Raw genomic sequence first — 25,413 nt, forward strand, 5'->3', positions numbered from 1 at the left:
TTACCTATGGGATATAGCATTGGTTAGCTGCTGGTGCTTTGTACCAATCAGTAGATTGCTGACCTTCCGATTCTGCGTAACTCGCAAAGTCAGGGTAAGCGGTGACAATGTTGACTCGTTCAAGTGGCCATTCCCACTCATCTGGTGAAGTGATCAATAACGCCCAAGGGTGATTTTCGACTGTTTTAAAATACTTACCTTCGGCAGGTCGGCTGTCATCAACCCCTAGACCAGTGTTAAAAAGATTAGCGCTATCGAAAGCTTCTGTTGGAGAGTGATCGGATAAATGTACTTCCCAACTTCTTCCTGGATGTAATGGTAAATTTGGACCGTGGTAGTGCCCTGGAGTGGCAAAAATGAACGGGTCGTAAGGCATATCAGTCCATACATTAGTTTCAATACCTTCGCCGTTAATTGTTACCCCTATCTGGAACTCAAATTCTTCAGCTTCCTTGCAGTCTGATTTAGTTCTATAGAAGCTACAGCCATTCGATGTATGAGCCGTTAAGTTTTCAGTCACGACGAAAATCGCTTCTGATCGATTGTTCTCAAGCCCTAAAGTATCGTTTACACCTGAGTCAACGTACGTTCCATTATGTTTCATGTATGAACTAGACGAGTTGACCATTGCTGGAGACAAGCCTTCCATTCGAATAGCAAAACCATTCAGATAGTCAGCCCCAACGGCTGCCAATCTGCCATTGATAGTTGATTTAACCACTTTCCCATCTTTTAATATTTCCGTGATTCGATAGAAAATTACGGCATCGTTCATATCGTAATCTGCTTTGTATGGCCAATTATCTTCATAAGCTAATGTTGCGTAGCCAGAAGCGCTAGGGAAGTAGCGAGCTGAAGCGCCGTCATTCAAAACATCTACCTGAATATCAACCACCTCACCTGACGTGGAGCCGCCGAAGTAATTTAAGCCTGTTTGCTGACTGAATCGAAATCTTGCCCAAGTTGTGCCAGTTAATGCGCCAATATCAGCTGTTAAGAAAAGAGTGTTTTCCCCGGCAGACAGAGCTTGATCAGTAAAGACTTGCTCGTTTTCTCCATCAAAGCTGCCATCTTGGTTCCAATCTATCCAAGCAGATAAATAACCAGAAGTTGAAGCGTCGATTAATACTTTAGAATCTAAACCGGACTCAAGACCTGTAACAAAACCAATACCGCCATTTGACCATTCGTCATCGATACCAGATGATTCATCAGACTGAGGCGCGGTGAAGCCGTTTTGTTCACCATCAGGTTGAGCGGTACCAAGCCATGTAAGCCCATCAAGTTCATGACGTGGGCCATTACTCTCAAGTAACGTTAGGTAGCTGTTTGGGGCATCGCCGAAGTCAATATTTGAATCTTCATCAACAACAGGTGCATTGGCACATCGAGCACCATCGTTTTGGCTAGAGGCTGGACCGTTAGAGACAAACTCAACGGCTGGCACAATACCATTGTCGATATTGGATTGGTTAGAGGTGGAAAGGTTGATTCGGTATATCTTCCCATCTTGATTACGCGAGACATAATAATAGCCGTTCACATCGAAGTACCCAGCACCAAATGTTCCGGTTTCTCCTGTATCCCCAATCATTTCACTTGAACCATCGGTACGGTCGAATCTATACAAATAGCCAGAGTTATTGTCTATGCCATACAAAAAGCCATTACCGGGATGGAAAGCAAAATCTGTTAGGTTGATGGTAGCCGTCGAAGAGATTTGAGTAACAGGTAATACGGCATTTTTATCAGAATCAAGAGGGGTTAGGTCAATAGAAAATAGCCCTTCGCCTTTGCGGTATAGGTAGTATTTATGCCCAAAAACGTCACCAACATAGAATGTATGGTTGGTCGGTAAGCCACTTGTATTGATGACTTCTGCTTGGAAATCTTTACCGAGACGAACAATACGTTTGTTCGTTGTGTCGTAGCCATAAATGTATCGGTCATCAAAATCGAAACCAACAGCATTTATATTGGCATTTATTCCAGTGTCTGCCTGCAACAAGGTTGTCGAACCTGTGACGAGATTGATGCCGTATACTTGAACAGGTGTTGACTGAAACAAATATGCCTGACTAGGGCAGGTATCGAAAGGGGCAGCGTGAGCGAAAAATGGCATGCCTAGCATTAAACTGAGTGTTGTAATTCTCATGTCTACATCCTTATATTGGGTGATGTAGTTAATTAATCAAATTACGTGCCATTTCCAACTCGTTGATTTTTAATGGAAAATAATTATTGAAAACACCCTTGGTAAAATGATTGTCATAATGAGAAGGTGTTTGAGTATTCATGTTTAATCAAAAAGCCCCAGAATATTCTGAGGCTTGATCATTTTGTTTGACTTACTAATTATAATTTAAGAACAAACAGGACAAGTAGGTATTTTCATTAGTTTCATTTCACGCCAGCTTAAGGACATTGCATCTAGAATCAGTAATTTCCCTTTTTTAGGGGTGCCGAAATTCGCAATAACTTTGATGGCTTCAAGTGCCTGAGTTGCCCCAATGATCCCTACTACGGGCGCCATCACACCAGCTTCAACACAACTTAATGCTGCGTTACCAAATAAGGAGCTTAAACATTGGTAGCAAGGTTCATTCGAATCTTGATAAGTGAATACACTGATTTGACCTTCCATGCGAATCGCAGCACCAGACACTAAAGGTGTTTTTGAAGAAAAGCATAATCGATTCAGTTGATTACGTGTTTCAACGTTGTCACTAGCATCTAGCACAAGAGTATGAGATTCAACTAATAGCTTTAGCTCATCATCACTTAACCTTTTGCCTCGCGTATCTAATGATAAATGCGGATTTAATTGTTTAAGAGATTGAGCGGCAGAATCCACTTTCTTCTTCCCAATATCACCATCATTATGAAGAACTTGACGCTGTAAATTAGACAGCTCGACATGGTCGTCATCAATTAAAGTGATATGACCAACACCAGCCGTTGCAAGGTATTGAGCCGAAGCACAACCTAACCCGCCTGCACCAAGCACAAGTACCGAGCTCTGTTTAAGAGCTTCTTGTCCTTCAAAATCAAATTGCTTAAGTATGATTTGGCGGTTATAGCGAAGCATTTCTGCATCAGAAAGAATTTCCATGCGTATGCCTCGTTAATAAAGAGTCGAATTAAAGAGCTGAATTTGCACAGTTTCACCAACTTCAACGCTACCGCGATCTTTCTCTATTACGACAAAGCAGTTTGCTAAACTCATTGAACGGAATGCACCTGAGCTTTGATTTCCTGTGGTTTCCACAACAAACTTACCTTCTTCTATCGTGTAAATTCCACGTTGGTAGTCAGTACGTCCTGGTCCTTTTTTGAAAGCCGATTTGGTCACCGCTGGGATAGATTCCGGAGCCGTCCAAGCTGAATGCCCCGCAAGTTTTGCAAGCATAGGCTGAACGAGAACGTACATAGTCAATATCGCAGATACAGGATTTCCTGGTAAACCACAAAACCAAGCATTATCTAGCTCACCAAAAGCAAAAGGTTTACCAGGCTTTATCGCCAACTTCCAAAAACCGATTTGTCCAAGCTCTTCTAAAATATCTTTCGTATAATCGGCTTCGCCTACGCTTACGCCACCAGACGTTACAACAACATCAGCTAAAGATTGAGCCTTATCGAAAGTTTGTTTTAATGTTTCAGGGCAGTCAGGAATGATTCCTAAGTCAATGGCCTCACAGCCAAACGCTTCGATTAGAGGCTTTATACCGTAGCGATTACTGTCATAGATTTGCCCTTCAGCTAGCGGTTCACCTAACGTTTTTAATTCATCCCCTGTTGAGAAAAATGCGACTTTAGGTTTACGAACAACACTGACATGGCTAATGCCTAGAGAGGCAATCATTGGAATGTCACGAGGTGTTAATCGAGCGCCCTGATTCAGCACAATATCGCCTTGTTTAATGTCATCACCAGTTGGACGAATATTATTATTCAGCTGGATATGTTCTTGTGTGATTTTGATGCCCGCATCAGTGACTAAAGTGTTTTCCTGCATTACGACGGCATCGCAACCTTCTGGGATTTTAGCCCCAGTCATGATTCGAATTGTTGTTTGAGCTGGCCACTCGCCAGAGAAGGGTTGACCTGCGAAAGATTTACCTGCTAGTGGGAGTACACGTGTCTGTTCGAAGTCGGCCAATCTTAGGGCATAACCGTCCATCGCTGAATTGTCAAAAGGAGGCACAAAAATAGGAGACAGCACATCTTCAGCAAGAACATACCCAAGCGCTTCGGCAAGAGGTAAAGATAAGGTCGTTTGGATTGGTTTTATTGGTGACAGCATTTTGTCTAATGCTTCTTCAATTGGCATTAAGCCAGGAGCGTCGCAACAGCCCATAATTGAATTTCCTTTAACATTTATTATTTTGATTTATAGGTCAGCAGGACTGACTTAACTGCGGGCACTCTAGCATATTTGGGGTTTGTAAATAATGACCTCCCTTAAAATATGGGTGTAATTAATCAAAATTCCGAGTATCCTTTCAGCCATCCAAAAGGGGTAATAAAAGAAGAGGAAGTTCAATGTCAGGTCTTAGCGAATCAGCGAAGTTGGTTAAAGATGCGCTAGCAAGCCGCGGGTTAGAAACACCAATGAGCCCGAATGATGTCAGCCGAGAAGAAAAGAAAGAGCGCATTGAGCATCATATGCGTGAGATCTTAACTCTTCTTGAACTCGATCTTTCCGACGATAGTTTAGAAGAAACCCCGCAGCGCATTGCAAAAATGTACGTTGATGAAGTGTTTTCTGGTTTGGATTACGCTAATTTTCCTAAAATCACAGTTATCGAAAATAAGATGAAAGTGAGTGAAATGGTTTGCGTAAAAAATATTACCGTGACCAGCACTTGTGAACATCACCTTGTTACTATCGATGGTAAAACCGCGGTTGCTTATATCCCAAGAGGGAAGATTATCGGCTTATCAAAAATAAACCGTATTGTTCGTTTCTTTGCACAGCGCCCGCAAGTTCAAGAACGCATGACTCAGCAGATATTAATTGCACTTCAGACGTTATTAGAAACGGACGATGTCGCTGTTACTATGGATGCCGTGCATTATTGCGTAAAATCACGTGGTGTGATGGATGCGACTAGCGAAACGACGACGACAGCACTCGGTGGTTTATTTAAGTCAAACCCTGCGACTCGACATGAATTTCTGCATGGTTTGCGATAAGAGTTAACACGATACTATAAGATTCTAAGCCCTAGCATTTTGATGCTGGGGCTTTTTCATTTTAGGGGAGTAATATAGAGGTTGATGCTTTATTCAACTGTTGTCTTTGTCAAATTATAGAAATGAAATCTATTCACTAGTTAAATATAAATAGTTACTTTTGTTTATAAATGCTATCTTTCGGTCACTTTTTTCCGAATAAAAAAGATCTGAAACGAGCAATTTCCAGACTATTAGTAAAGGTTTTTACAGCGAAACCAACGTATTTTGTTGTTTACTGCACCAGCTACCTTACTAAGATTAAACCATGCCCTATGAGTTATTGAGAGGGTCTGGTTACTCAGGAAGTCATCAGTTTCAAGTTTTTCAAGATAGTTCTAGATACGATGAATCGACATGCTTCGAAGGCTTAATTTAAACCAGTTATTATTTGTTACGCATATGCTGCTTGTTCTTTGGCTCGTTGGGTCTTTTAGCTATACGCGTTATGCAAGTGAGTGGAGCGGAAAAATAGCCTCTGAAGTTCGTTTAGCAAACTCATCTATGCAACATGTTTTGAAAGATGTGTCGTTTGCTGCGAGAGGGCTGAATTATAATTATGTTGCCACTCAGCATGCCCTAGCTGGTTACGACGAAACGCCAAATTTATTTTATTTCGAAGTTATCGCCACCTCTAAAAATGAAGAATCCTACAATGTTGCATGGGCAAAAGATGTCGGTGAATTGTGGAATACAGAAGCGTTATTTGAACAGAATGATGAACTAGAAATTAGTATTAAGGGGCTAAGAGAACGCCTCATCACAGCTTCTGAAGAAGATAAGTTTAAACTTACTTATGTTCTTGATCGGTTGCTCGATAAACAAGATAGGTTAAGTAACCACATTCGTCTTGAGAATCTATTTGGAAATATATATTTTGAGCCAGATTTTACTCATTCTGATTATGTTCTGGATCTAGATTCTTGCCTGCTTTACCTCAAACTTCCTCTTTTAAATTCTGAAGGCAGCTATTTATGGGCTGTTTTCGATGCAACAAGTCTGACTCAGTTTAAGATTGACACTATCTTCCTCCTGGCTCGTGAAGCATTTATTGCTATTCTGTTCTCGATTGCCTTAATTGTTTGGGCAAGCCGTAGAATTATTCAGCCAATACACCGGTTAGCGGAAAGTATGGAAGGGGATATTGATTCTATTGATGTGGATTCAATTCCTGATCAACATCGTTCTGATGAATTAGGAAAGTTGGCACAGCGTTATGCATCGTTGATTCGTAGAATACAAAACCAAATGTTAGGGCTTAGAAGGCAGTCTTTATTTGATGTGTTGACAGGGGTCTACTCACGATTTGCGTATGAAACACAAGCAAATTTAACACTAGAAAGTTCCTGGAAGAATGATCGATGGTTTGGATTAATTATCATCGATATTGATAACTTTAAAGCCTATAACGATGAGTTCGGTCATGCCACAGGTGATGAGGCCCTTCAAGCTGTCGCTAAAGCATTTAGAACAAGCATTAACCCTCACTCTGATAAAGTGTATCGGTTTGGTGGAGAAGAATTCGTTATTGTTTGTGAGAAATCATCCGCTAGCGGTGTTAGTTCTCTCGCTGAATTATTGAGAACCAATGTATGGCTGAAGAAAATTCAGCACCCTAACAATGGTGGGCTAGGTTTTGTTACTTGTTCTGTGGGCGTTTCTATGTCCCGTAGTTCTGATAGAGAAGTGAGTTTGAAAGCATTATTTAAGCAGGCTGATTTAGCTCTTTATCAAGCTAAAGATAGTGGGAGGAACCAAGTCGTTATTGCTGGGCAAAGAAATGCGATAATCGAGAGTGATGATGACCTGCAAGGTAATAGCCATAAAGAGCATAGCCACTGCCAGACAGAACAACAAGATAAGACTAATGAGAATAAAGAGCCTGTAGTGTAACTACAAAGCCTGTGACGTAATTAAATAGAGGTGACAGGCGTTTATTTGAAAGAACCAAGAGCATCGTTGGTGATGTTCTAAGGAGCCTAAATACACGCAACTTGTCTTTTATGTTGCTGAACTATGTATTTGAGGCTACTTACATTATGTATTAAAAAATGCATTCAAAAACTAACGCTTAAACATATTCAATAATTTTGACCAGCGAGATTGTGGCTGGTTGGCAGAATACAGAGAAAAACCGTCGTAAAAGCTTGCCATAAAACCAGTTCTTTGCACTTCAATATCGCCTGACTGAATGCTTAAGATAAGTTTAGAAGTCGCCGTGGCATGATCATTCGCTAAACTGAAATCCATTCCCATTCTTCCCTGAACAAACAGCCATAAATGCGTAATAAATACTAAGTATTTGATATGGGAGTTTTGAAACTTCTTACTATTTTCATTCCCAACAGTATTTTCAAAGACTTTTTGCATGGCATGGCTAGTATCTTTATTCGACTCAACACCATAACTCGCATCAATGTGAGCTTTGGTGAGCAGCCCAAGAAGAGTCTGGCGTTGCGAATTTTGAGGCTTGTTAGTGCATGCATGAGCAAACAGAGCTTGGTTGTGCTCAATAAAATTTTCAAGCTCTGAGTCATAACCTTCAGCTAATGCTTGTATGTTATCAATACCAGACTGTTCTAACGTTTTGCTCAGTTTAGTCATTGCTTTGCAATTCTTCCCATGTGATTTCTGCAGACTGAGTATCACTATTAACAAATGCAGAGTTACCAGAAAGCATGACAGATAAATCCATGGTGCGTTGTGTCATGGCTGCCATTTGCTCAATACCATCATTACTTAAACGCGTAATATCAGCCTTTAGGTAGCCAAATTTGCCTTTATTCTGTTCCCACCACACATTCGATTTAGTATTAAAGCTGAATACTTTTACATTTTTGGCTAATCGAGTAGCTTTTTTAACGCGCTCAGGATCAGGTTCACCAACATCAATCCATTCCAAAATTTGATCATCAAGCGTCTTCTGCCATAGATCCGGCTCTTCAATGCTCGATAACCCTTTGGTGAATTGAAGTTCAGGAGAGGCATTCAAACAAAAAGCAATGATACGAGCCATCATGCGTTGTTCGGTTTCAGATGGGTGCTGAGCAATCGTTAGATTAAAAGAATCGTAATAATCGCGGTTCATGTCAGTTAGAGAGATACGAAACTTATAAATTGTTGGTTTAAGAGCCATGGATACATCTTAGATAAAATAGTGGAAGGCGATATTACCCTAATTCTTTGATTAAGGCGCAAAAAAATAGCCAGCAGATGCTGGCTATTCTTAGAAAGCGATAAGCGACTTAATTAAAGTACTTTAATGCTGTCTGCTTGTGGACCTTTTTGACCTTGAGATACAGTGAACTCAACTTTTTGGCCTTCAGCTAGAGTTTTGAAACCGTCGCCTGTGATTGCAGAAAAGTGTGCAAATACGTCAGCGCCGTTTTCTTGTTGAATGAAACCGAAACCTTTAGTTTCGTTAAACCATTTTACTGTACCAGTAACTGTGTTAGACATGTTGATATCCTGAAATTTAATTATTATGAGCCAATTGTGGCACGATAGCGCGGAAAAATTTATTGCTATTGTGTACAACACAACGGGGTTACTAGTAATCCGACGGTATGTGTATATACAAAGAATTTTCTTTCTAGCCGGGTTCCGAGTCTAAATCAATTAAGTATCAAGTCAACGAATACAAGGGATAAAACGAGCGATATATGCTGGCTGTCAAACTTTTCATTCCTTAAATATCATGGGGTTACAATAGCATGACGTTTTCTGATATTTTTTGTGAAAGTCTTGCCTCAAATAGATTATGATAGTTATGAATATGTGGTTAATCCACAGTTCCTTAATAATGAAAGGAAAACTTATGGGTAAGAAAAGTAAGGCTCTGAAGCCAGCTTTGAATCGGGTCGATGTAACCGACTCTATTGAAGTTGAAACAGGGCGGGGAATAGTAAAAGACAACGCATTAAAAGCAGTCGTAACCAGTAGAATATTCAGAAGCAGAGTAGAAAAAGCGAAAAAAGGAAAGGGAAGTTTTACAAGGAAAGGTAAGCATAGAGGCAAAGAGCCCTATTCAAAAGTTGCTGAAGAGCGATATTTGAATAGGGCTTTTTTTTGCTCAATAGATTAAGACTTTTGAGCAAAACGAAGTACGGAAGCGTTAGTTCTTTCTTAAGGACTAACGCTCAACTTTCGGTGAGTAAATGGAGTATGCGGTAATCTGCCCTGCAACAATGGCAGAAAACATGAATAATGCGGACAAACCAATGCTAGGAATTGGTAATATAGATTGCTCAAATACCGATTGGCTTGCACTCACCAATACTCGGCTACCTGGCACAAGAATGATGATGCCTTGTACAATATAAATTGCGCCTGTTAGGTTCATTCTTTTGGCTATCCAAGTTCCATAAAGCGTAATGAGAACGGTAGTCACCCAAGTTCCTACAACCCAACCACTATCAAAGCCTAAATAGAATGGTCCCCACATACCCAGTACCGCGACAGGCAACCCAAGTAATATGTCTTTTGGACGCGCATTAAATATCACCCCGATACATACAGATATGAGCACTAGTCCCGAAACGTGCATCCAGGTTGGCACTTCATTGGTATACGAGATGGATTCAACTTGCCCCCATAATGCCTCTCCAATATTAAGCCCCATGACTATTCCAACAAAAAGCTTAATCAAAGAAAGCGCGCTTTGCCCTAATAAACTGGTTCCCGATACTAAATCATTAAAGGCGAGGCATTCGAGTGCATTTGCGATTGATAATCCGGGTACAAATAGAACAACAGATGCAATACAAAGTGCCCAAATAGGAATTGGCATACCGGTGCTGGCTAAGAAAGCGACGAAAATACCAGTGATAAGAGCTGAGATAAACTCAGCTGCAATGGCTCTTCGTGAATGACAAACTTGCTGACATACCCATACCATGAAACCCAGCAATACGGAAAAAGCGACAGCTTCCAATGTACTGCCCACCAACATTAAATAAGCAGGTGGAATGCCCATATTCGCAAGCGCACTGACCACTTTTGAATAGCCAACAGGCTCAGGTACGGGCTCGCTACTCGGTTGGTTAATACGAATGATCGTATTCGCAAGTAAGCTGAGGTTAATGGATGCTGGTTTATGGCGTTTAAGAATGACAGCATTATTATCATCAGGGAATTGGTAATTGATCGCGGTGGGGGTGGCTTGAATCATCACATCAACCCCATGCTTCTTTGCATAATATTGAGTATATTTTTCGAGCTTATATGGGGCACAACCACTGCGATGAAGAGTGTCTCCAATTTCAACAATTTTGTTAATTCTATACTGCGAAGGCATGGGCATTTAAGGGATGAACAAATTTGCGGCAAATGTACCAGAGCTGTTTTCAAATAACGAGATATTTAGGTGATTTTACGCAGACTTTTTACTACTTTTTACCAACATTGAATACTTGAGCCTTACATCTACCTAATTTGTACTAAGCTTATTAAAAAGTTTTGTATATATGTATTTTTTATAAAGTTTTCAATACGTAAAAAAGTATAGGGAGTGAGATTGGATCGAAGAACGAAACGTCGACAAATGATCGTATCTGTTGTTATTGCCATCTTTATTTATTTTGGCTCGTCAGTTGTGATTTCAAGAATTTTGTCATACCAGCTATGGCAGCAAACGACCGTTGAAGCAAGCAGAATGCTAGCAAGCGCCAACGAAATTAAAGATGAGATCATACTGAGCTTAACCAACCTAAATATCCTTCCTTTTGAGCAATGTTCAGATGAAAATCTATTGGAAATGCGTAAGACACTTTTTCGCTCTCAGTACATTAAGGATGTCGGCTATTTCACTAATGGAGACTTAGTGTGCACGACAGGCTTAGGACAATTAGATGTACCGTTTAAAGATAGAACCCCACCAAATTTTGTGACTGAAGATGGAATTGAGTATTGGAGTTTTGAACACTTAATCTTTTTTGACCAAGAGCACTCTGCACTGATTGCTCGTTATCAAAACTATAATGTCGTGGTTGAGCCAACAACATTCGGTCATTTAGTTAGTGAAGATTATGAATGGGAGATGTTCTTCAACGGTAATAATCAAACCTATACATGGGCGGGACAAGAGGGGGTTGCCGATGAAGCAAGGAAAGAGCAGCCAATGAGCCTAATGTCTCCGGCTTTGGTTTCTGTCATAAAGTGCAACTCATATAAGCGTGTTTGTGTGGCGGTTAAACCAAAATTATTAAACCGAAGTGAATACCCACCGCTATTGTTTGAATTAACTACGTTACTTTCCATTTGTTTTTCGGTTTTTGCCTACTTGCTAGTACATAAGTATTTTCGAGTTCAATGGACACCGATTAAACGGGTGCAGAGAGGTTTAGCTTCTAACCAATTTTATTGTTTATATCAGCCGATCGTTGAACTGAAAAGTGGGAAGATAATCGGTGTTGAAATGCTTGCAAGATTTGAAGATCAGTATGGGTCATTAACTCCCGACGAGTTTATTCCGCTAATTAGCCAGTTAAATAAAACTTGGCAGTTCACGGAACAGGTCATGCTCAAAGCTATGCAGGAAACAGTACCAATTAGCCATAGTGGATTTAAACTGAGCATGAACATATATCCTCAAGATATAGCCAATGGGAATGTTGAATCTTTACTCGAACTGAGTGCATTCAACGACTTTCCAGGAAAGATCATGCTAGAGGTAACAGAGAGTGAGTATTTAGAAGGGGATGGTGCCTGCAATACGCTTAGCCAATTACAAAAACAAGGTGTGGATATTGCCATTGATGATTTTGGTACAGGTTACTCTAACCTAAATCAGCTACGGAAAATAAACAGCCAAGTGCTCAAAATTGATAGAAGCTTTGTTATTGATGTTGAAGATGGGGCAATTCGTTCATCTTTAATCCAACATATTGTTGATATTGCTCGAGCTGAGAATATGTTACTCGTGGCTGAAGGGGTCGAAACCTCGGTTCAGCACCAAGCATTAGCCAAAATGGGGATAGAATATGCCCAGGGCTGGGCGTTTGGCAGACCAATGAGTTATGAAAAGCTAGTCCGCCTCCTTATTGAAGAGTAAGAACATAGTGCGCTAGATCACATTTATATTTTATCGAGAGCTACGTAATGTGTAAAAAACTAGCGCTTTGCTGAATATACGGCCACTTAGACGAAAAAGGTAATAAAAAAGGTTTCGTTTTCAGTTAGATGTGGCATTATCAATCTCGTTAAGACGATGTGCGTGCATCGTATAATGGCTATTACCTCAGCCTTCCAAGCTGATGATGCGGGTTCGATTCCCGCTGCACGCTCCAAGTCTTGCCGCTATTCAGTCTTTTTCGAGACAATATGCGTGCATCGTATAATGGCTATTACCTCAGCCTTCCAAGCTGATGATGCGGGTTCGATTCCCGCTGCACGCTCCATATAGCTCAATCCGAGCAATATTTTACTCCCCAAAATTTATTAAAATGAAATTAATATTTAGCGCTTTGTTGCGAGAAATTTTGCCGCCTTAACATTAGCATTGACTTATTTAGCTGATGCTAATGTTATTTCTGAAAAGTATTGAGACCACTTTGAGACCATATTGAGACTCAACAGTGTTTTGGTACTAACTCAGATAGAATTGAAAATGAATACTAATCATCAGCTTATTATTAGTTTCTCTAATCGATGCTATCTTGAGTTTGTACTTCTAATAGTTCACCCACAGTACAGTTTAAATAGACGCAGATTTTTTCAAGAGTTTCAAAATCAATTCGGTTATTTGTTTCATGAAATAACCTATTAACTGTACTTCTATTTATTCCAGTATCTCTTACTACATCAGCAATTTTTAGCTTTCTAGCGCCAAGTAAAGTTGAAAGATGACATTTAATCATGTCTTAAAAGACCTCAAATGCTTCGCTAGAGATACAAAATGATGTTGACAGGTTGCTTTTTGTGTCATGTTGTTTCTCTAGAGCTACAAAGTGTAGCGACAAAGATAGGAAATGATTATGTCATATACATACCTAACAACTGAAGAACTATCTTCAGCAATCAAATACAACCAACGTGTAATTCGAGAGCAGTTGAAAGATTCGGTTCTATTTGAAGGCATTCATTACATTCGTCCTTTCGGAGGTCGGAAAATTCTTTTTATTTGGGAAAGAGTTGAAGAAGAGATGCTTAACGGAATTACTACAGAGTCATTAATTTTGAAATGAGGGATAAATAATGGGAAGTGTGAATGAGCGAGGTGGTATGTTATTTCTGGATTTTAGATTCAAAGGAAGTCGTTGTCGTGAATATACTAAGCTCCAAGATACTAAAGTAAATAGAAGTCGAACATCGAAACTATTACAAAAAATTGAGGCTGAAATCATTCTTGATACTTTTGATTACGGTAAATATTTTCCGAACAGTAAACTTCGCGAAAAATTTGATTCATTAGATGAACGAAAACGGAAATCTAAAGCCTATTTTAACGCACCAGACTCACCTAGGTTCGAAGAGTTCGCTCGAATTTGGTTAACTGAAATGAAGATAGAGTGGAGTAAAGGCCATTATGAAGACGTAGAAGGCGTTCTGAATAAGTATTTGCTCCCTACATTCGGGAATAAGAAGATCAGCGCCATCAATAAGGGACAAATCCTACAATTTCGTACCATCCTCGCCAAAGTACCGGGACGAAAAAGTAGCTTTCTAAGCCCATCACGTATCAACCACATAATGACACCCCTAAGGATGCTGCTTAATGAAGCCGCCGCTCGTTACGACTTTACCTCACCATGGAAGAATATTAAAGCCTTAAAAGTGGGGCGCACTGAAGTCGATCCTTTTAACTTCGGTGAAGTTGATAAGATCATTAATAGCGTCCCAGAGCACTATAAAGCTTATTATACCACTCGTTTTTTTACAGGGTTAAGAACAGGTGAAATTGACGGTTTAATGTGGGACTCAGTGAACTTGGATGACAAGACATTGACTGTCAATCAAAGCTTAAATCGCGGTGAGATCTCAACGTTAAAAACGGAGGGATCTTATCGTGTAATTTCTCTGACTGATAGAGTCGTTCATGCTCTGAAGGAGCATCAGAGAAAATCTTACCTGAAAGATGAATTTGTGTTTACCAATGAAAAACGTAATCCAATAAATTATCAAGTTCATTCACGAACGGTTTGGTACCCAGCTTTAGAAAAAGCCAAATTAAGAGCTCGTAACCCTTACCAGACTCGACATACCTTTGCCACATTATTACTGGCATCTGGTGAGTCTCCGGAGTGGATCGCTAATCAAATGGGTCATACAACCACAACGATGTTATTTCGTGTTTATTCGCGTTATGTGCCGAATCTAACAAGGCAAGACGGCAGTGCATTTGCGACATTTTTGAATAATGGAGGTCAATTATGAAGTACTCACCATTAGCGATCCACTGTACTAGTCTGTGCTTTGATGTGATTCAACAAGCTTCGTTTAAGGATCTGACTCATAAGGATATCGATAGTTTTAGAGAAGATGTATATGTCCTAATCTGTGAGCGAACATTGCTACTGCCAGGCAAGCAAAACCGTGAGCATCAATTCGTGGATCAAGTTACTGATGGAGTTATTAGAGTTCTGCATCAATGTTTAAATAACCCGACAGCAAGAGATTCAGTATGGATTTTAGCTGCTCTCGAATCACGTATAGAAACGTCCATCAAAATTTCTCTTCATTAAATATAAGTAGTTAAAAATGTGTGCCCAGTAAAGATCTTTATGTGCGCACATTTCGATGTCCATCTGACTTTAAGTGTGCGCCTATGCGGAAAATTATTGTTGTCTTAAATGCGAACACAAATCGGAAGTCGACCAAGAAAAACATCCGGTTTGAACACGAACTTGTGGATGAAATCGAGAGGGTAAAGCTAAAAAATGTAAGTTTTTCAAGTTGGGTAAAACAAGCATGTCGCGAGAAAGTAGCCAGTGAGACTATCGATGGTGATGTGTGCGCACAGGGTGAAAGTTATTCACAATTAAATGTGCGCCCACGAGCAAGTAACAAGTCAGAAACCATTAATAATATGAGTACGCTCGAACTGATTAAGTACTGGGATGAGAAGGGTTTATATCATCAACAAATTGCTGAAAAGTTGAATGAACTCGGACGAGAGACCCCAAATAATAAAACATGGAATAGGGCGCTAGTGAGGCTGACACTTCATGATTAGCTAAGCTAATTAAATGATTTAAATTCATTTTCAGCTACTTCAGTTTTTGCTGAAGAAGGTGCAATTGAATATTTAGTTTTTGTTCTAATTCGGACTTTTGTCGATTTAACTCGATCAAGCTTTTCACTACTGGCGGTTTGTCCTCCTCTCGTAATTTATAAAATAAATTAAGTTGTTCTGGTGACATTTTCTGTAATGTTTCTGTTAAATCAATTTCAGCTTTGATTACCGCAATTTCGATACGAGTTGAAGATGTTTGTTTTCGCAAGTGACGGGTAGAACAGAGCATCTTTTTCATATCAGTGGATATATGCTCTATTTCTGAAAGGAAGGAATTGATTATCATATGTTGGACCTATATATAAATATGTCTTTTGTTGTATTGTTGTTGGTAACGACAACCTTGTGAAGTACTGTTTTAAAATCCAGGTACTGATTAAGCTAATCTAGTGTTGTGCCTTTGAAGTATTTAACCACTCTCCGGTCTTTAGTGCCGATAAATATTACAGCCATGGTAGAAAAGATAATATCACCTAAATCACAGTCATCGTTGCTGTTTATCCAACACTTTTTAAGTGTTGGATAAGTAAGGTGATGATGGTTAATGGAGGAGAAGTGAAAGAAAATCGGTCTCGATTAAGGTTATAATTTCAATTTTATTTATATACTCCCACCCTGAACGACGAATTTAGAACTCCATAATTAAAATTGACGTCAATTGCTATTAAGTAATAACCTTAAAAGGGATGTTGTCCCTTTTTTATGTATTTTTAGATTGTTATGATAGAAGCATAAATCGATAATTTAAATTTGTTAAATAGTATAAGGTTAATCTACTAATGAGTTAATTTAAATTAACTAAATTAATAAAAAGATAACTTAACCTGTTTGTTTCCACAAATCTTCTTTAATAATCATCAAATTCAAAAATTGTGAATGGTATTCCGTTTATGTAAAATGACATTCTCTTCCATTATGATTGAACTACTACTTATGACTGAATTACTAGCTTCATTTATTGCATCGTTTTCAGCAGAAACCATATCTAATGCATTTATATACATGATTCTAACCTTGTTAGTTATCTCAATTGCTTTAGCGATTTGGGGGAAAGCGGCACGATTTACGGCAAGTACAACTAATATTCTTACCTCTCTAGGTATCCTCGGAACATTTGCAGGGATTGTAGTTGGTCTAATGGACTTCGATCCACAAAACATTGATGGCAGTATCGAATCACTGCTTGGTGGTCTAAAAACGGCGTTCTTGACAAGTTTAGCGGGTATGGCTGGCTCTATTTTTTACAAAGCTGCATTAGGTTTGATCCCTCAAAAAGAACTAGAAGAATCAAAATCAGTGGGGCCAGAAGAAATATTCTCTGTTATGTCTCAACAGCTGCAAGCATCGACTGAACAGCTGAACGCTTCAAACGAGTTGCTATCAGCGATCAAAGGCGATGAAGACTCATCATTGACCTCCCAAATTAAGAACCTCAGAACTGACATTAACGATGGTCAAAGAACATTAAATGGTCAGTTTAAGCAAACAACAGAGCGCAATGCTGAATTCCAGAGCACACTATGGAAGAAAATGGATGAGTTCGGTGAACTTCTGTCTAAGTCAGCAACAGAGCAAGTAATCAATGCGCTAAAAGAAGTAATTGTCGATTTCAACGAGAAGTTGACGGAGCAATTTGGTGAGAACTTTAAGCGTTTGGATGAATCAGTTAAGAAATTAGTCGATTGGCAAGAGAACTACCGTCATCAGCTTGAAGATATGGCGACTAAGTACCAGCTGGGAGTTGATGCTATTTCATCTACTGAGAAATCTGTTGCTCACATAAATGAGCGAGCGGAGGCAATCCCAGTAACAATGGAAAAACTGCATCAAGTAATGGAACTTGGTCATGGTCAAGTGACTGAACTTGAACATCGTTTGGAAGCGTTCAAGGATCTACGTGATAAAGCAGTTGAAGCTATGCCACAAATCCGTGAGCAAATGGATACAACAATGAATGTTATTGGTGATTCAGTTAAAGCGGCTTCTACACATTATGAATCAATGCTTCATGAATCACAGACACTCATCGACAATTTTGGTTCTACCGCAAACCAAAGTGTTGATGCTATGCGTACTAACTTGGAAGAGGGCGCAACCAAACTAGCTCAGGAACTTACAACAAGTGCAGAGAAAATTAGTACCCAGTTAGCAGATGCTAGCGAAGACTTTACACAGGCAACTGAAGAAGGCGTTGAAGACATTAAAGTCAGCTTTGAAGCTGGCGTGAAGAAAATTGCTGAAGACTTAGATACAACAACGAAAGAAATCTCAACAACATTGAGTGCTTCATCTCAGCAATTTACAACAACGACTGAAGAAAGCATGAACACAATGAGAACTAATCTAGAGACGGGTGCTCAGGATATCTCTACACAGTTAAGAGAAAGCGCCCAAGACATTGGCGGCAAACTTGCAGAAGCTTCATCTGATATTCAGGAGCAAGTAGGTACGGCAACAGGTGGCTTAAGCAATGTAACGAATCACTTAACTGATACAACAGAACAGATCCGCCAACACCTTGAAGACTCGATAACAGAATTGAATGGTCAGTTGCGTGTGTTAGTTGCTGACATCAAAGATGATTCAAAAGAAACTGGACGCGTGCTTAAAGAAGCTAATCAAGATCTTATTTCAAGTACCAAAGAGCTTCAAATTGAGACAACCTCAGCTATCTCCAAACTGCATGACCGTTTGGAAACCACATTAGAAGATGTTTTCCAAGTTCAAGCACAAGCGGTAAGACGCACATTCGATAGTTTAGAAGATCAAATCACAGAATCAGTGGGTAAGACCGGCAGCGCGGTAGAGAAGCAGGTTGAAGTTCTTGATTTACAAATGCAACAAGAACTGAACCGTACAATAAGTGAAATGGGTGAAGCTCTAGCGACCGTTACTCAACAGTTCACTCGCGATTACAAAGATCTTGTACGAGAAATGAATAACGTCGTTAGCAGCCGAGTAGCGTAATTATGGAAAAGCTATTTGGTTCTTCAAAACGCCCTAGTGATAGCGGTGAACATTGGATGTCAGTTTCAGATTTGATGGCTGGCTTAATGATGGTCTTTCTTTTCATCTCTGTTGCGCTTATGCGAGACGCGATGGTTGAGCGCGATAAGATTAAAGAGGTCGCAGAGACTTATCAGCAAACACAAGAAGCTATCTATGTTGCTCTTTTTAAAGAGTTCGAGGTTGATTTAAAAAAGTGGGGGGCTGAAATTGACCGCGATACATTGAGCGTCAACTTCACAGCTCCTGACGTTTTGTTTGCTAATGGTAAAGCGAACCTTACAGGCAACTTTCAGACGATCTTAGATGATTTCTTTCCACGCTATTTGAAAGTGTTAGACAGCTACAAACCAATTATTCAAGAAATAAAAATTGAAGGGCATACCTCAAGTAAGTGGAATCATGATTCAACGGACTATGAAGCTTATTTCAATAATATGCGCTTGTCTCAATCGCGAACCCGAGCAGTTTTAGGTTATGTAATGTTGCTACCTAATGTCGCTGAACAGCATTATAGCTGGGTAAAAGCTAACGTGGCAGCAGTAGGTTATTCATCTTCTAAATTAGCAACGAATGAAGAAGGTCTTGAAGACGAAGATCGTTCTAGACGTGTGTCTTTCCGTGTCATCACTAATGCTGAAGAACAGATACGTAAGATTTTGGGTGCTTCATGAAGTTAAGTATTAACTTTGGTAGTTTGAAAAATGCGATTAACTTGATGGAGCCTGATCAAAAAGGTGATTTCAAGCTTGAGCTGCAAGAGACTCAAATAGAAAAGCTCGATATAGAGCTTGCTGAAGGTAAAGACGTTGAACTAAAAGACGTTGATGTCGATTCAGGTCTATTGAGTTACAAAGGTCGAAATGTTTCTCTCTATATTAAAGCAAACGGTAGCAGTGCTCGTTTCCACGTGGCTGACTGTAAAACGTTACAGAGTATGAGAGCGAATGGTCGCTTTGAACGCTATGTCGTCACCAATGATACATCAGGTGAGTTTATAGTAGCTTCTGGCTATAGTGAAACAAAGGCTAAGCTTAAAGTTTGTCAGAACTGTTTAAGACAGTTGAATTACAAAGGGTGCAATACAGGCACTCCGATAAGTTCAATTGTTCAACAATTTGACATGGCTGAATTCTTCGCAACATATAGTTCGTTTTTTCCTCACCTTCCATCCAGAAAAGCAGAAACAGCCGAAACAGGTTACACAGAAGATTGGGCTAAAGTTTCGTCTCATTATAGAGTCGAGAAAGATTTTGAATGCGAGCAGTGTAATGTCAATTTGCGTTCAAATAGAAGCTTACTTCATGTACACCATATAAGTGGTGTGAAATCTAATAACAGAGCCAGTAACTTGAAAGCGTTATGTATAGATTGCCATAGCAAGCAGCCTATGCATTCACATATGGCACTGAGTCACTCGGAAAGGCAGTTAATTAATCAACTGCGCCAAGCGCAAGGCTTGTTAGGTGATTTAAGTGGTTGGCAAGAGATATTCGATTACTCAGATCCGGGTCTACATGGTGTTTTGCATGCCTGCAAACAATTTGGCACGACTCTTCCAGAAGTTGCCTTTTATATTGCTGATTCATTCGGTGACATAACTGCGAAGGTTGAACTTGCTTGGCCTAAACATAAGTTTGGTATTGCTATTTCATCCAATGATATTGAAGACGCTAATAGTGAAGGTTGGCATGTGGTCACGGCCAATGAGTTTTTAGCAGACTATCGCTCTCAAGCGGGGAATTTACGTTGGTAGGTTATGTATTAGGAGAGACAACGTGAGAATACGTTTTGATGAAATTCTCGAAAGAATAATTACCATCAACCATGCATGGAAATTGTCTCGAGATGAGTTTGGAAACGATTTTGTGGCTACAAAATCGTTTCGCGATACGAAGTCATCCTTACAAGCCACTTTGCTTCGTGAGTTTCCTGAAGATGTGTATCTAAAGGTAGCAACTGACAGCGATGACCATGGTGAAGGTATGTATAGCGTCAGACTCAAGACCCCTATACGAATTAATGACACGCTACGTACAGATGCTGAACACCTTCCGGTGAGAATCGCCGAAGAACTGTTCACTCCCCAAGAATTACAAAACTTACTAAATCAATAGGCTTACCATGCTTCAATTTATTTTGAATTTATTCAGCGAACCTGTGACTGCAGTGATCATTGGTTCAACTATAGTGTGCTTTATTTTCTTTCTATACAGGGAATGGAAGACCAACTCTGATGAAAAAATCAGGTTATCTGCTCTAGCATCACTTACCGAGAGGTTCGGTGATGGTCAACTACCAATCGGTAAGCTGACTAAAGACGAATTAGTTTGGGTTACAGACCATTTGGTGTATGACGCTAAAGGTGAGTTACTTTTAGTCGAGTCTAAACAAGGCAAGTGGTTATCTAAATCTCCAGTCACACAGATGTTGCCAAGTTTTGATGCCAGTCGATACAAATTGGTACCAGCTCTATTAACGAGCTTAGGTATCACAGGCACATTTTTAGGTATCACTCTGGGTCTAAGTGAGTTCTCCATGACTGGTGAATCTCAAGCGCTTTTGAAATCAGCCGCGCTATTATTAGAAGGCATGAAAACAGCCTTTTATACCTCGTTAGTTGGCTTATCATTATCTGCTGTGTTTATGGCTGTTATGAAGGCGTCTTCGAGTACGATTGCTAAAAAACAGAGTGATTTTATTGCTGCTATCGCTAGTCAATATCTAGAAGCTAGCCCAATCATGTATTTGAAAAACATCTCCAACGAAAACCAACAAGAAGTGATTGATGCTCAACTAAACTCTGCGTTTGTAATGGAGAAGCTGGGTGGGAGCATGGACTCAGTTGTTACTCAATTGTCTGCTTTAGGGCAATCATTTAATGGTGAAATCATAGCGAATACGATTTCAGCAGCAGTGACAGAGTCAATCGAAAAACAAATGTCACCTGTTTTAGAAGGTATCAAAAATGAACTTTCACTTCTTAAAGATATAAAAGAGCAAAATCAGAAAGAGCTGATGGAGCTTATGATCGGTGAGATGAAAACCCAGCTGATTGAACCTGTTGTAGCAGAACTAGAGAAAACGGCGAGCGCAGTAGAGAAAAATAACGAAGTATCGGAGCTACTCAACCGCAACGTTGAACAAGTAATGACGCGTACTGCTGAAACAGTAGAAACAATCGATAAATTCCAACAAGAAACCATGGTTAAACTCCAAGGTTTTGCTGAGTCGCTTAAAGAGATCTTAAGTAGCTTTAAAGACGACACCCAAGGCGCCATGGGAGCAATTGCTAACGAAGTTCAGCAAATGCTAAATAGTGCAACAGAGGGGATGGATAAACAGCGTGTTGCTTTTGAACATAGCTCAGAAACTGCAGCTTCCGCTTTCGAAGGCATTAAAGATTCAATGGATAAAGCGCTATCAGAACGACAAAGTGCAGAGCAAGCTCTATTCAATAATGTTGAAAGTCGAATTGCTTCTTTGTTGAAAGAGTCGCAAGACATTTTTGATAACCAAACCAAAGTGTTGGAAACGGTAGGTGAAGAGGCGAGCGGTCTGATGTCATCTGCAAAAGATGAGTTGATTTCAGGGCTTGGTGATATTGATAAGAAAGTTATCTCAATGTCACAAACAGTACAAACTGAGCTAGAAGCATTCCGTGAGCAGTATCAGCAAAACTTAACCAGTTACTTCACCCAGCAAAACACATTACTAGAAGATAGTCTTGGCAAGCAACGTGATGGTCTAAATGGTGTGGTTGATAATTTCCGTCAAGTCTTTGAAAGTGAGTATCAGACTCGTCACAACCTACTGCAAGAACTAACGGCTCAACACTCTGAACTACAAAAGTCAGCGAAAACGATCGAGCAAGTAGCTAAAGCGATCGGCCTAAATGAAGCTTCGAAAATGGCTGAGCTGCAAGATGCAGCGCGTACTATGGGCCGAGAGATTGGACAGCTTAAATTAGAATATTCAAAAGCTGCTGCTACGTTTAATGACGTTACCGAAAATCTACCTAAAGCGATGGATGAATATTTCACAAGAGCGAACCAAAGCTTTGAAAGCTTCTTCGGTGATTTTGATACAGCAGCAAGTTCTATTCATAACAAGTTATCGCAAGCTGCAGGTTACTTGATTAACTCTCAAGTACAGCGTCGAGAGTTTGAAGCAGACGAGCGAGCTGTTGCTAAGGCGGAAGTGTAATGCGTGGGTTGAGAACAAGCCCGCGAACAGCCGACGCTGAAGAGTCTGGGGTTTGGTTATCAATTGGCGATTTGATGTCCGTACTCTTGATGATCTTTGCATTGCTATTGATTAGTGCCTTAGTTCAGATCTCGGAAGTTCATGAAAATAGCCAAACTACCAGGATCGTTATTATTAAAGGCATAAATGATAAGTTAGAGGCTGCGGGTATTGGCGTTCAGGCCAACTCAGAGACTGGTGATATTTCTATTTTGGATTCAATTCTATTTGATAGAAACGAGTACCGCTTGAAACCGTCTGGTAAAGCGTTTCTCGATCAATTTGTCCCTATTTATTCCGACGTGATATTCCAATCTAAACAAACGTCTGACGAAGTAAGCCGTATCGTGATTGAGGGACATTCAAGTTCAGAAGGCTCATTTGACCGCAATATGGAACTTAGTGTCTTAAGAGCAAATAGTGTAGCGAAGTACATAAACAGCATGGATTTTGCGCACAAGTTGCCGTTTTTTGACAAAGCAATGATCTCAGGCCGTGGGCCAATAGAGGCGAACCAAGAAGCGACAGATCCGGCAGACCGTAAAGTGAAATTCAGATTCCAATTTAAAGACGATGAGTTCTTAGGTTATTTCTCTGAGGTGAAATCAGTTGACTAATAAAGGTTTTACTTTTAATCAGCCTGTCGTCCCTGGCGCAAATAGCCTCGACAGAATGTCATTTGATGATTTCTACAACATGGGTGATCTAGAGGGCAACTTACCGAGCTTCCCTCCCAAAACGATTAGACAGATCATCCAACTCGTTGACCAAGGAAAAAGCGAGCAAATTTCAATCTTGGAATGGCTAGATGCAGTAGATAACCAGAGCCAATGGAATGATCTCGAAGCGAGTGAGGTTAACGATGCTTGCCGTGCTATTTGGTATGCAATGTGTACTAATGTCGCATTGGGAGGCATTGCGTTCTTTAAAGTAGCGCTAGCACTTGACGGTAAGCCAACGTCTATTATTCCTGATTTGATTAAAAGTATGGATATTGTTCAAGGCGTATCTGAACTTGCAGACTTAGAACGGAAAAAGATCGATTGGCTTCAAGCGATAAGAGGCCAAGGCTACCAATCAATGAGTCAATATTGCTTTGACAACAATAGAACGCCGAAGAGTTACGTAAAATATTTGCGTCTACCAAAAGCCAATTCGTACGAACGTCATTTATCAACTGAATTAGTTAAAATCGCGCCTAAACCACTTACTAGAGTAGCGGACTTATGGCTAAAAGAATGTTTTCGTAGCCTAAAAACGACTAATGATAAGTTGGCTTTTTGCGATACAGCTATCGGCTACTTCAAAGACTATGATTACGGTAAACACGTAGAAGACATTCTCGAAGAAAAATGCTTACCAACGGGCGATGATTCTTTCTGGTACTCCTTGTCTGAGCAAAGTAAAAGCATACTCAAAAAGAAATTCAATATTTCAAGTTATTACGAACTTAAGAGTATATCTAGATTATTAACTTCAGAGCATGGCAAAGAGCATCTTGATTTCGAAGAGCACGAGGCAAGGCAGATTCACAGCCGAACCATGTTTTGGTCTAACTATAGCGCTCGATTTAATCGCATAAGAGCACTATTACCTGCGCAAACTCTGCAATACTTGATGAGCCAAGGGTATTCACCTTCTGGTCAAATCGAGGCGTTGTCTGATAAATCTAATTATCAATGTGAAGTGCTGATTTTTGAGTTAGACAAAATTATCGCAGTCGAGTTTTTGAGAGGAGATCTGAGCGAAACTCGCTTTTTCAAAAATACAGAATGGAACGCTAAGCGTCTGTTTGAATCGTCTGACCTGACCATTGAAGCCATACGAGAAATGTCGCAGCTCGATGTTCATGACCATCTGACATCTTGGCAGTACTTCTGTGAAAAACTTTTGCGAACCAAATTTAAGCTGTTACCAGATTCCGATATTCCTCATTTCAAAGGCTTACCTCCTGCTGTCAATAGTTACAGTGAAACTCGTGGTTTGCCAAAGCCTGAACAAAGCTATCTTGATGAAAGGGCTAGGAAATTAGAGCGTTGGGTAGAACATTTTTGGGAAACTGAATTTAAGACATCTAAATATGGCGAGCAGTCAGGTTTACGTCAAAAAAGTAATATTTACTTATCCAAAGCTCAAGTGGCGAAGCAGCTCGGAAATGATGAAGATCATGAGCTGTATATTATGAAGGCAGCGAACCAAGGCAATGCAGAAGCTATGTGGCAATTGGGTCAAAAATTGATGCTTGGTTCTGAATCAACACCCAAAAAAAGACAATATGGTGAGAAGTGGATTGCTAAGGCGGCTTCTGAAGGACACGAAGTTGCGCTTGAAACAGCTAGAAGGTTCAACATTGTCCCTAGTGATTTAGCGGCGAGGCTTCTGTCAGCAGTAGATACACATATACCTGCGAATCAAGAAGCTGCAATGGCAAAAGAAGAGGGACTTCAGCATTGGAGCGATGTAAGAGTATTAGATAAGGTAAATTACTTCTTCACCCGAACTCAAAATGTAATTAACGCAGCGAACATTATGATCTTACTTAATGAGTTAGAGCGTCGTAACACCACCAGTGCTGATAAAATGCTTAAACCACTGCTACCAAAAGCCAAAGCTTTGCTAGATGAATTGAAAATACCAAACTAGTACGTATGCTTTGCCGCGCATGATGATGAGCTTGTACTTTCACAAGCTTA

At 40.0% G+C, this 25,413-nt stretch carries 24 protein-coding genes and 2 tRNA genes; 17 read left to right on the forward strand and 9 right to left on the reverse strand.

Features of this window, described 5'->3' with window-relative positions; all coding sequences use genetic code 11:
- Positions 1–4: 4 nt before the first annotated feature.
- From OCU78_RS16155 to moeA, 3 genes are all read right to left on the reverse strand, one after another.
- Positions 5–2,155 (reverse strand): LruC domain-containing protein, encoded by a 2,151-nt coding sequence (locus OCU78_RS16155; protein WP_137375370.1) that lies wholly within the window; start codon positions 2,153–2,155, stop codon positions 5–7.
- 207 nt (positions 2,156–2,362) lie between these two features.
- A complete protein-coding gene (gene moeB, locus OCU78_RS16160; RefSeq protein ID WP_137375369.1) occupies positions 2,363–3,112 on the reverse strand; it encodes a molybdopterin-synthase adenylyltransferase MoeB in 750 nt (249 codons plus the stop codon).
- Between the two features lie 12 nt (positions 3,113–3,124).
- The gene (moeA, locus tag OCU78_RS16165) at positions 3,125–4,360 is read right to left on the reverse strand and encodes a molybdopterin molybdotransferase MoeA (protein WP_137375368.1); all 1,236 of its coding nucleotides are present in this window, start codon (positions 4,358–4,360) and stop codon (positions 3,125–3,127) included.
- Between the two features lie 185 nt (positions 4,361–4,545).
- Between moeA and folE the strand changes: the two genes are divergently transcribed.
- Entirely contained in the window at positions 4,546–5,199 is a 654-nt protein-coding gene (folE, locus tag OCU78_RS16170; protein ID WP_137375367.1) for a GTP cyclohydrolase I FolE, read from the forward strand.
- A 396-nt stretch (positions 5,200–5,595) separates the two neighbouring features.
- Complete coding sequence (locus OCU78_RS16175; protein WP_137375366.1) at positions 5,596–7,131, forward strand: sensor domain-containing diguanylate cyclase; 1,536 nt, start codon at positions 5,596–5,598, stop codon at positions 7,129–7,131.
- A gap of 171 nt (positions 7,132–7,302) precedes the next feature.
- Here the strand turns inward: OCU78_RS16175 and OCU78_RS16180 are convergent, their stop codons facing one another.
- From OCU78_RS16180 to OCU78_RS16190, 3 genes are all read right to left on the reverse strand, one after another.
- Positions 7,303–7,842 (reverse strand): hypothetical protein, encoded by a 540-nt coding sequence (locus tag OCU78_RS16180; RefSeq protein WP_137375365.1) that lies wholly within the window; start codon positions 7,840–7,842, stop codon positions 7,303–7,305.
- Positions 7,835–8,374 carry a YaeQ family protein gene (locus OCU78_RS16185; RefSeq protein ID WP_137375364.1) on the reverse strand — a complete coding sequence of 180 codons (540 nt, stop codon included), beginning with the start codon at positions 8,372–8,374 and terminating at the stop codon, positions 7,835–7,837. Before OCU78_RS16185 ends, OCU78_RS16180 begins: the two co-directional genes overlap by 8 nt.
- A 113-nt stretch (positions 8,375–8,487) precedes the next feature.
- A complete protein-coding gene (locus OCU78_RS16190) occupies positions 8,488–8,697 on the reverse strand; it encodes a cold-shock protein (RefSeq protein WP_137375363.1) in 210 nt (69 codons plus the stop codon).
- A 358-nt stretch (positions 8,698–9,055) separates the two neighbouring features.
- Here OCU78_RS16190 and OCU78_RS16195 point away from each other — a divergent pair, with 358 nt between their 5' ends.
- Complete coding sequence (locus tag OCU78_RS16195; RefSeq protein ID WP_167494081.1) at positions 9,056–9,322, forward strand: alternative ribosome-rescue factor A; 267 nt, start codon at positions 9,056–9,058, stop codon at positions 9,320–9,322.
- A gap of 48 nt (positions 9,323–9,370) precedes the next feature.
- On the opposite strand, the gene OCU78_RS16200 is transcribed toward OCU78_RS16195, so the two are convergent.
- Positions 9,371–10,534: a threonine/serine exporter family protein gene (locus tag OCU78_RS16200; RefSeq protein WP_137375361.1), complete on the reverse strand. Its 1,164-nt coding sequence runs from the start codon at positions 10,532–10,534 to the stop codon at positions 9,371–9,373.
- Between the two features lie 219 nt (positions 10,535–10,753).
- Between OCU78_RS16200 and OCU78_RS16205 the strand changes: the two genes are divergently transcribed.
- The 3 genes from OCU78_RS16205 to OCU78_RS16215 all read left to right on the forward strand — a co-directional run bounded on the left by OCU78_RS16205 (position 10,754) and on the right by OCU78_RS16215 (position 12,635).
- The gene (locus tag OCU78_RS16205) at positions 10,754–12,289 is read left to right on the forward strand and encodes an EAL domain-containing protein (protein ID WP_137375360.1); all 1,536 of its coding nucleotides are present in this window, start codon (positions 10,754–10,756) and stop codon (positions 12,287–12,289) included.
- A gap of 160 nt (positions 12,290–12,449) precedes the next feature.
- Positions 12,450–12,524, forward strand: a tRNA-Gly gene (locus OCU78_RS16210).
- Between the two features lie 36 nt (positions 12,525–12,560).
- Positions 12,561–12,635 (forward strand) — tRNA-Gly (locus tag OCU78_RS16215).
- Between the two features lie 243 nt (positions 12,636–12,878).
- On the opposite strand, the gene OCU78_RS16220 is transcribed toward OCU78_RS16215, so the two are convergent.
- Entirely contained in the window at positions 12,879–13,094 is a 216-nt protein-coding gene (locus OCU78_RS16220; RefSeq protein ID WP_137375359.1) for a helix-turn-helix domain-containing protein, read from the reverse strand.
- Positions 13,095–13,211: 117 nt separating this feature from the next.
- Between OCU78_RS16220 and OCU78_RS16225 the strand changes: the two genes are divergently transcribed.
- From OCU78_RS16225 to OCU78_RS16240, 4 genes are all read left to right on the forward strand, one after another.
- Complete coding sequence (locus OCU78_RS16225; protein ID WP_137375358.1) at positions 13,212–13,421, forward strand: hypothetical protein; 210 nt, start codon at positions 13,212–13,214, stop codon at positions 13,419–13,421.
- A gap of 10 nt (positions 13,422–13,431) precedes the next feature.
- Complete coding sequence (locus tag OCU78_RS16230) at positions 13,432–14,610, forward strand: Arm DNA-binding domain-containing protein (RefSeq protein WP_137375357.1); 1,179 nt, start codon at positions 13,432–13,434, stop codon at positions 14,608–14,610.
- A complete protein-coding gene (locus OCU78_RS16235) occupies positions 14,607–14,918 on the forward strand; it encodes a hypothetical protein (RefSeq protein WP_137375356.1) in 312 nt (103 codons plus the stop codon). The genes OCU78_RS16230 and OCU78_RS16235 overlap by 4 nt, the downstream gene beginning before the upstream one ends.
- An 83-nt stretch (positions 14,919–15,001) precedes the next feature.
- Complete coding sequence (locus OCU78_RS16240; protein ID WP_206383709.1) at positions 15,002–15,409, forward strand: YlcI/YnfO family protein; 408 nt, start codon at positions 15,002–15,004, stop codon at positions 15,407–15,409.
- Between the two features lie 34 nt (positions 15,410–15,443).
- Here the strand turns inward: OCU78_RS16240 and OCU78_RS16245 are convergent, their stop codons facing one another.
- On the reverse strand, positions 15,444–15,755 hold the full coding sequence (locus OCU78_RS16245) for a hypothetical protein (RefSeq protein WP_137375355.1): 312 nt from the start codon (positions 15,753–15,755) through the stop codon (positions 15,444–15,446).
- A 647-nt stretch (positions 15,756–16,402) separates the two neighbouring features.
- Here OCU78_RS16245 and OCU78_RS16250 point away from each other — a divergent pair.
- The 7 genes from OCU78_RS16250 (at position 16,403) to OCU78_RS16280 (ending at position 25,363) form a co-directional block, all read left to right on the forward strand.
- A complete protein-coding gene (locus OCU78_RS16250) occupies positions 16,403–18,436 on the forward strand; it encodes an apolipoprotein A-IV repeat region-like domain-containing protein (RefSeq protein WP_137375354.1) in 2,034 nt (677 codons plus the stop codon).
- Between the two features lie 2 nt (positions 18,437–18,438).
- Complete coding sequence (locus OCU78_RS16255; RefSeq protein ID WP_060467617.1) at positions 18,439–19,149, forward strand: OmpA family protein; 711 nt, start codon at positions 18,439–18,441, stop codon at positions 19,147–19,149.
- The gene (locus tag OCU78_RS16260) at positions 19,146–20,231 is read left to right on the forward strand and encodes an HNH endonuclease (RefSeq protein WP_137375353.1); all 1,086 of its coding nucleotides are present in this window, start codon (positions 19,146–19,148) and stop codon (positions 20,229–20,231) included. Before OCU78_RS16255 ends, OCU78_RS16260 begins: the two co-directional genes overlap by 4 nt.
- A gap of 112 nt (positions 20,232–20,343) precedes the next feature.
- A complete protein-coding gene (locus tag OCU78_RS16265) occupies positions 20,344–20,592 on the forward strand; it encodes a hypothetical protein (protein ID WP_240701789.1) in 249 nt (82 codons plus the stop codon).
- Between the two features lie 7 nt (positions 20,593–20,599).
- The gene (locus OCU78_RS16270; RefSeq protein ID WP_137375352.1) at positions 20,600–22,681 is read left to right on the forward strand and encodes a chemotaxis protein; all 2,082 of its coding nucleotides are present in this window, start codon (positions 20,600–20,602) and stop codon (positions 22,679–22,681) included.
- Positions 22,681–23,337 (forward strand): OmpA/MotB family protein, encoded by a 657-nt coding sequence (locus OCU78_RS16275; protein WP_137375351.1) that lies wholly within the window; start codon positions 22,681–22,683, stop codon positions 23,335–23,337. Before OCU78_RS16270 ends, OCU78_RS16275 begins: the two co-directional genes overlap by 1 nt.
- On the forward strand, positions 23,330–25,363 hold the full coding sequence (locus OCU78_RS16280; RefSeq protein ID WP_137375350.1) for an EH signature domain-containing protein: 2,034 nt from the start codon (positions 23,330–23,332) through the stop codon (positions 25,361–25,363). Before OCU78_RS16275 ends, OCU78_RS16280 begins: the two co-directional genes overlap by 8 nt.
- The last annotated feature ends 50 nt before the right edge of the window (positions 25,364–25,413 follow it).

It is taken from the genome of Vibrio gallaecicus (assembly GCF_024347495.1).
Taxonomy (GTDB): Bacteria; Pseudomonadota; Gammaproteobacteria; order Enterobacterales; family Vibrionaceae; genus Vibrio; species Vibrio gallaecicus.

Excerpts from the sequence above, each read along its gene's own strand:
- OCU78_RS16155 (WP_137375370.1), bottom strand. The coding sequence starts at position 2,155 with ATGAGAATTACAACACTCAGTTTAATGCTAGGCATGCCATTTTTCGCT.
- moeB (WP_137375369.1), bottom strand. The coding sequence starts at position 3,112 with ATGGAAATTCTTTCTGATGCAGAAATGCTTCGCTATAACCGCCAAATC.
- moeA (WP_137375368.1), bottom strand. The coding sequence starts at position 4,360 with ATGGGCTGTTGCGACGCTCCTGGCTTAATGCCAATTGAAGAAGCATTA.
- folE (WP_137375367.1), top strand. The coding sequence starts at position 4,546 with ATGTCAGGTCTTAGCGAATCAGCGAAGTTGGTTAAAGATGCGCTAGCA.
- OCU78_RS16175 (WP_137375366.1), top strand. The coding sequence starts at position 5,596 with ATGCTTCGAAGGCTTAATTTAAACCAGTTATTATTTGTTACGCATATG.
- OCU78_RS16180 (WP_137375365.1), bottom strand. The coding sequence starts at position 7,842 with ATGACTAAACTGAGCAAAACGTTAGAACAGTCTGGTATTGATAACATA.
- OCU78_RS16185 (WP_137375364.1), bottom strand. The coding sequence starts at position 8,374 with ATGGCTCTTAAACCAACAATTTATAAGTTTCGTATCTCTCTAACTGAC.
- OCU78_RS16190 (WP_137375363.1), bottom strand. The coding sequence starts at position 8,697 with ATGTCTAACACAGTTACTGGTACAGTAAAATGGTTTAACGAAACTAAA.
- OCU78_RS16195 (WP_167494081.1), top strand. The coding sequence starts at position 9,056 with ATGGGTAAGAAAAGTAAGGCTCTGAAGCCAGCTTTGAATCGGGTCGAT.
- OCU78_RS16200 (WP_137375361.1), bottom strand. The coding sequence starts at position 10,534 with ATGCCTTCGCAGTATAGAATTAACAAAATTGTTGAAATTGGAGACACT.
- OCU78_RS16220 (WP_137375359.1), bottom strand. The coding sequence starts at position 13,094 with ATGATTAAATGTCATCTTTCAACTTTACTTGGCGCTAGAAAGCTAAAA.
- OCU78_RS16225 (WP_137375358.1), top strand. The coding sequence starts at position 13,212 with ATGTCATATACATACCTAACAACTGAAGAACTATCTTCAGCAATCAAA.
- OCU78_RS16230 (WP_137375357.1), top strand. The coding sequence starts at position 13,432 with ATGGGAAGTGTGAATGAGCGAGGTGGTATGTTATTTCTGGATTTTAGA.
- OCU78_RS16235 (WP_137375356.1), top strand. The coding sequence starts at position 14,607 with ATGAAGTACTCACCATTAGCGATCCACTGTACTAGTCTGTGCTTTGAT.
- OCU78_RS16240 (WP_206383709.1), top strand. The coding sequence starts at position 15,002 with ATGCGGAAAATTATTGTTGTCTTAAATGCGAACACAAATCGGAAGTCG.
- OCU78_RS16245 (WP_137375355.1), bottom strand. The coding sequence starts at position 15,755 with ATGATAATCAATTCCTTCCTTTCAGAAATAGAGCATATATCCACTGAT.
- OCU78_RS16250 (WP_137375354.1), top strand. The coding sequence starts at position 16,403 with ATGACTGAATTACTAGCTTCATTTATTGCATCGTTTTCAGCAGAAACC.
- OCU78_RS16255 (WP_060467617.1), top strand. The coding sequence starts at position 18,439 with ATGGAAAAGCTATTTGGTTCTTCAAAACGCCCTAGTGATAGCGGTGAA.
- OCU78_RS16260 (WP_137375353.1), top strand. The coding sequence starts at position 19,146 with ATGAAGTTAAGTATTAACTTTGGTAGTTTGAAAAATGCGATTAACTTG.
- OCU78_RS16270 (WP_137375352.1), top strand. The coding sequence starts at position 20,600 with ATGCTTCAATTTATTTTGAATTTATTCAGCGAACCTGTGACTGCAGTG.
- OCU78_RS16275 (WP_137375351.1), top strand. The coding sequence starts at position 22,681 with ATGCGTGGGTTGAGAACAAGCCCGCGAACAGCCGACGCTGAAGAGTCT.